This is a genomic window from Microcystis sp. T1-4 (assembly GCF_000297435.1).
Taxonomy (GTDB): domain Bacteria; phylum Cyanobacteriota; class Cyanobacteriia; order Cyanobacteriales; family Microcystaceae; genus Microcystis.
Genome location: NZ_CAIP01000024.1, coordinates 1 through 4,570, shown reverse-complemented (window position 1 = coordinate 4,570; position 4,570 = coordinate 1). Strand labels below are relative to the sequence as shown.

At 43.5% G+C, this 4,570-nt stretch carries 4 protein-coding genes; 1 reads left to right on the top strand and 3 read right to left on the bottom strand.

Going from position 1 to position 4,570, the window contains the following annotated elements; all coding sequences use genetic code 11:
* Nucleotides 1–1,091: 1,091 nt before the first annotated feature.
* Nucleotides 1,092–2,627: a bifunctional phosphoribosylaminoimidazolecarboxamide formyltransferase/IMP cyclohydrolase gene (gene purH / locus MICAI_RS01245; RefSeq protein WP_008196653.1), complete on the bottom strand. Its 1,536-nt coding sequence runs from the start codon at nucleotides 2,625–2,627 to the stop codon at nucleotides 1,092–1,094.
* Between the two features lie 415 nt (nucleotides 2,628–3,042).
* The gene (locus MICAI_RS01240; protein WP_008196651.1) at nucleotides 3,043–3,756 is read right to left on the bottom strand and encodes a polysaccharide deacetylase family protein; all 714 of its coding nucleotides are present in this window, start codon (nucleotides 3,754–3,756) and stop codon (nucleotides 3,043–3,045) included.
* Between MICAI_RS01240 and MICAI_RS26200 the strand changes: the two genes are divergently transcribed.
* Nucleotides 3,749–4,021, top strand: a complete 273-nt coding sequence (locus MICAI_RS26200) for a hypothetical protein (RefSeq protein ID WP_081504637.1) — start codon at nucleotides 3,749–3,751, stop codon at nucleotides 4,019–4,021. The two genes, MICAI_RS01240 and MICAI_RS26200, sit on opposite strands and share 8 nt — an antisense overlap.
* A 165-nt stretch (nucleotides 4,022–4,186) precedes the next feature.
* Here the strand turns inward: MICAI_RS26200 and MICAI_RS01235 are convergent.
* Nucleotides 4,187–4,570, bottom strand: a 384-nt coding sequence (locus tag MICAI_RS01235) for a bluetail domain-containing putative surface protein (RefSeq protein WP_304412240.1), incomplete at its 5' end; no start/stop codon positions are given.

The following is a 4,570-nucleotide window of genomic DNA, read 5'->3' as shown; positions in this document are numbered from 1 at the left end:
AATTTATTCATAATAAATATTGGCAGGGGATTAAAGATTAGTTATTGTGACTAACTCTTTTGATTAGAAAAAGATAAATTTGAGAATTTTCAGTCAAATTTATTGACTCAAAATCAGCTGTACTTAATTTAAATGAAACAACCCTACCCCAACCCCCCCGACATCGGGGGGGCAGGTGGGGTGTGGGGTGTAGGGTTTTACCGATTTTGAAGGGGTCAATTACCTAATTTTCAGGGAAAAAGTCCCTGAATTTTCCCCCCGATCACTCCCATATCTGGTACTTTTTGATTTACAAAAACTCTAAAAGTCTTAACCCACAAGGGTTTTACCATTATTCAGCAAGCCCTACTTATCATCCATCTACAACTACATATCACAAAACTCCCCTCAATATGCTCAAAGACTGGTTGAAAAATTGACCAGACGATCAGAACAGAACGCTAATTTTCACTTTTCGGGTCGTCTTGTTCTGGAGTTGGAAACTGAGCAGATTCGAGAAGTTATCGAGGTTCTTATCGCATAATTTATTATATCAAGCCTGAGCAAATCGATGTTATTGCGGTACTCCATGCCGCCTGAAACATTGAACATCCACAAGACTAACGATAATCCAAGACCATTGGGGGAGTAAATTAATGGCAGCGGTGAAGATTACCAAAAATGGCAATAAAGCACCACAAAGGCACAAAGAACACAAAGACTTTATCACTCATAACTTTCTAGCAGGAAGTCCTATTATCAAATAATTAGGGTTTGCTGAAAAAGTTTGGTTCTTCAGTTTGTCTGATGCAACGGACAGGATTATAAGAGATGAAACCCTTATAGAAAAAGATATTTGGCGATTTTTGTCAATTGTTTTTGCTCTAGAGCTAACTAATCAATTAAATCTCTCGCCAGATAAGGATTTAGTCAATTTATTCCCCCCTATCGAACCATACCAATTAACTAAGAGCCTATTTTCTTTGTTTCCAAAAAGCAGGTCATCATCGCACTTTTGGCAAATTTAAGACTATTGAGTCAGGCAAATTAACCGATAATTAATACAAAGTTGGGGTGGGTTAATTTAAGCAACAACACACCCTAACTTTGTATTAATGCAAGAAATGACGAATGCCTGTTAAGACCATAATTAAACCTAACTCATTAGCGGCATTAATCGAATCCTGATCTTTTAAAGAACCTCCTGGTTGAACAATTGCCTCGATGCCAAACTGGGCCGCCGTGCGAATAGTATCATCAAAGGGGAAAAAGCCGTCACTAGCTAAATAGCCACCTTTGGCCGCTTCCCCTGCTTGTTCAAGGGCAATTTTCGCCGAACCAACGCGATTCATTTGCCCTGCACCAACCCCTAAAGTAGTTTTATTTTTTGTCACCACAATAGCGTTAGATTTAACGTGCTTAGATACTTTCCAAGCAAACAGTAATTCCGCTAATTGTGCGGCAGTGGGTTGTTTTTCTGTCACCACGCGCCACTCCTCTGGGGTTTCTACCACATCATCGGCCGCTTGTACTAGAAAACCGCCGGCGATAACTTTTACTGTTTGTTTTTCTCCCGTGGTTAAGTCCGGCAGCAATAAAATCCGCACTTTTGACTTTTTAGCGAGGATATCCCGGGCTTCGGGGCTACAATCGGGGGCAACCACGCATTCTAGGAAGGGTTTCGTTAATTCTTTAGCGGTTGCTTCATCTATGGCTTGATTTAGGGCAACAATACCCCCAAAAGCCGAGATAGCATCGGCGTTAAAAGCTTTAGTATAAGCTTCCACTAAACTATCACCGATCGCCACCCCACAGGGATTAGTGTGTTTCAGGATAGCGGCGGCTGGTTCTTCACTGCCGAATTCGGCGATTAAACGGCGGGCTGCTTCCAAATCGACTAAATTGTTATAACTTAGTTCTTTTCCCTGTAATAAGGTCGCTTTTCCCCAACCGTGAGCCATCGTACCGCTGCCGTACCAAGTGGCACTTTGGTGGGGATTTTCGCCGTAACGCAGGGTTTGCAGGGCATTTCCGGCCAAATGAAAGCGAGTCGTTTCCCCGTTTAAGCTGGCGAAATAGGCAGCGATCGCACCATCGTAGGCATTGGTTAAAGCGAAGGTTTCCCCCGCCATTTTTTGGCGAAATTCTAGGGAGATTTCGCCGTTATTTTGCCGTAATTGGCTTAAATACTGCTCGTAATACTTGGGGTTACTGATGACAGTCAAATGGGCGAAATTTTTAGCCGAGGCGCGTAACATCGCCGGACCACCGATATCGATTTGTTCGATCGCCTGAGCGGTGGTGACACCAGGATTAGCGATCGTCTGTTCAAAGGGATAGAGATTAACCACCACCAAATCAAAAGGACGAATTTGATTAGCCTCCATTTCCGCTAAATCTGACTGCCAATCCCGTCTAGCCAAAATACCGCCATGGATGCGAGGATGGAGAGTTTTTACCCTTCCGCCCAAGATTTCAGGAGATCCTGTGTATTCTCCCACTTTAATCACGGGAATTCCCGCCGATTGGAGCGTTTTTGCGGTTCCTCCACTGCTAATAATTTCAAAATCAAACTCTTCTGTTAGCTGACGGGCAAAGTCAACTATTCCGGTTTTGTCAGTCACGCTGATCAGAGCTAAACGTCCCATGGTAGTGATCTATAAGCAATAATTTCAGTATATCTCAGCCCTAACACCTTAAAAATTAAAAAAAGTAGGTTAGTAAATAATCAGCTGCTTCTATATTTTCCTCTCTCAAATATCAACTTATGCCAAGGCAATTTTTAAAGTCCTCCCAGAAAGATTTGGTCTGACTTGTTAAAAAAATACAGGATTGTTCGGGGTCAACAAGTCCCTCTAGATTGATAAAAACCCCTCAGCAAAACTCATCGCCCAATCTTGTCAGATTCCCATCATCTTTTTTTTGTCTTTAATGCCGAGAAAATCAGCTAATAAGTAGTCGGACATAAATTCTGTTGTCTATCTTATAGAAATGTAAATTGCCGGAATTCTTACTGACGACTGACTCCTTACCCTACAGTTAACTTTACTTTTGTTCAACTACTTAACGTTTGTGATCAACTAATTGGCTGAGAGTCACCACCTGATAACCTTGATCGTGTAATTTCCCTAATAAATTCTTCAGCACGAGCGCCGTATTTTCATCTCTTTCGGGGGAGCCACCGTGAAGCACTAAAATCGCCCCGGGGAAAATAAATTGCGAGATATACCAAGTGGTAAATTGAGGGTGATTCGTTGCTTTTCCGGTATCTAAAGGAATCATGGAAGCGAGGGCAAATCGGGACTCATAGCCTGGAAATGTCCCCAAAAACGAGCGCATAGATTGATTATAGAAGGCTTGACCGGGACGATACCAGCGCAGCTCTTGACCTGCAAGACGACTTAAAATATCGTTAGCTTCCCGAAACTGACTGGCAAAAGCGTCGGCAGCCAGTTGACTGGTACGCAGATCCTGGGTGCCGTGATTAGCGATTTCGTGACCTTGGGCGATTAGGCTCTCAATCAAGGTGGAGTTCGGTTGTAGGTGTCCCGTGATCAGAAAAAAAGTCGCCTTGACAGCAGTTGCTGGGCTGGCTTTTTCTCGATTATGATCGGCGATCGCCGCTAAAATGCGATCGGTGGATTTTCCTTCCAGATCGTTGGGAGTGGGTAGATCATCGATAGTAAGGGCGATAATTTTCTCTCCTGTCGGTTGATAGAAAATTGCCCCGGGGAAAAGTCGAGCGACGATCGAGATAATTAATTTGGCAATGCTCATTCATACTAAATCCGTTGAGTATAGGCTACATATCAGGAGAGGCAAGAGGCAAGGGGCAAAAGGATCTATAGATAATCAGTTTTTAATAACCAGATTTAGCATGAGAAGAGAAGTAAAGATTAGCGACTACAGGCCAAAGATTATTGATGCAGGAGATATTTACGCATTTTATTCAGTTTCTGCATCAGCGACAAAACTGAGGATAGCGACTGCGGGTAAAAATAGGGTAGTGGTCATGATCGCCGCAGCTAATCCCAGACGCTGATGACAACTACCAAACCGGTGAGCCTTTTCTCCTCAAGCCGAGCGATCGGATGCTGGTAGCTTGAAAGCTGAGATAATCCAGATAAAAACCCTATGAACATTTGAAAGACCCCCAACAGTAGGAGAAGAGTCTCCTACTGCCTGCAAACTTAAATGATCTCTCAATCTAGATCACTACCACTGGTGTGGCGACAGCAATGTCGTAATCACTCAGTTGAATGATTGCATCACTAGCGGCTTGGAAACCGGCCACTCCATTATTGAGAGCGATAAAAGTACCACTTTGACCTGTCACTTTAAAAGCCGCCGCCGTGTTAGCAGCAAAGGCCGCATTAGTCAAGACCAACTGAATCGCCGCTGCGGTTAAAGAACTAGCTGTCCCTTTCGATGCGGTCAAAGTGATGGCCGCAATAGACCCAGGGGCATTAATGCTATCAAGACTGGCACCTGTGCCATTGTAGCCTTGAATAACATCAAAGCCACTCAGCAGCGACTCACCGAGAGAATTGTAATTCAAAGTATCCAATCCATCGCTTCCCGTCAGAATATC

What these genes read in the sequence shown, in the direction of transcription:
- MICAI_RS01240 (WP_008196651.1), bottom strand. Translation starts at nt 3,756, where the DNA reads ATGAGCATTGCCAAATTAATTATCTCGATCGTCGCTCGACTTTTCCCC.
- MICAI_RS26200 (WP_081504637.1), top strand. Translation starts at nt 3,749, where the DNA reads ATGCTCATTCATACTAAATCCGTTGAGTATAGGCTACATATCAGGAGA.
- purH (WP_008196653.1), bottom strand. Translation starts at nt 2,627, where the DNA reads ATGGGACGTTTAGCTCTGATCAGCGTGACTGACAAAACCGGAATAGTT.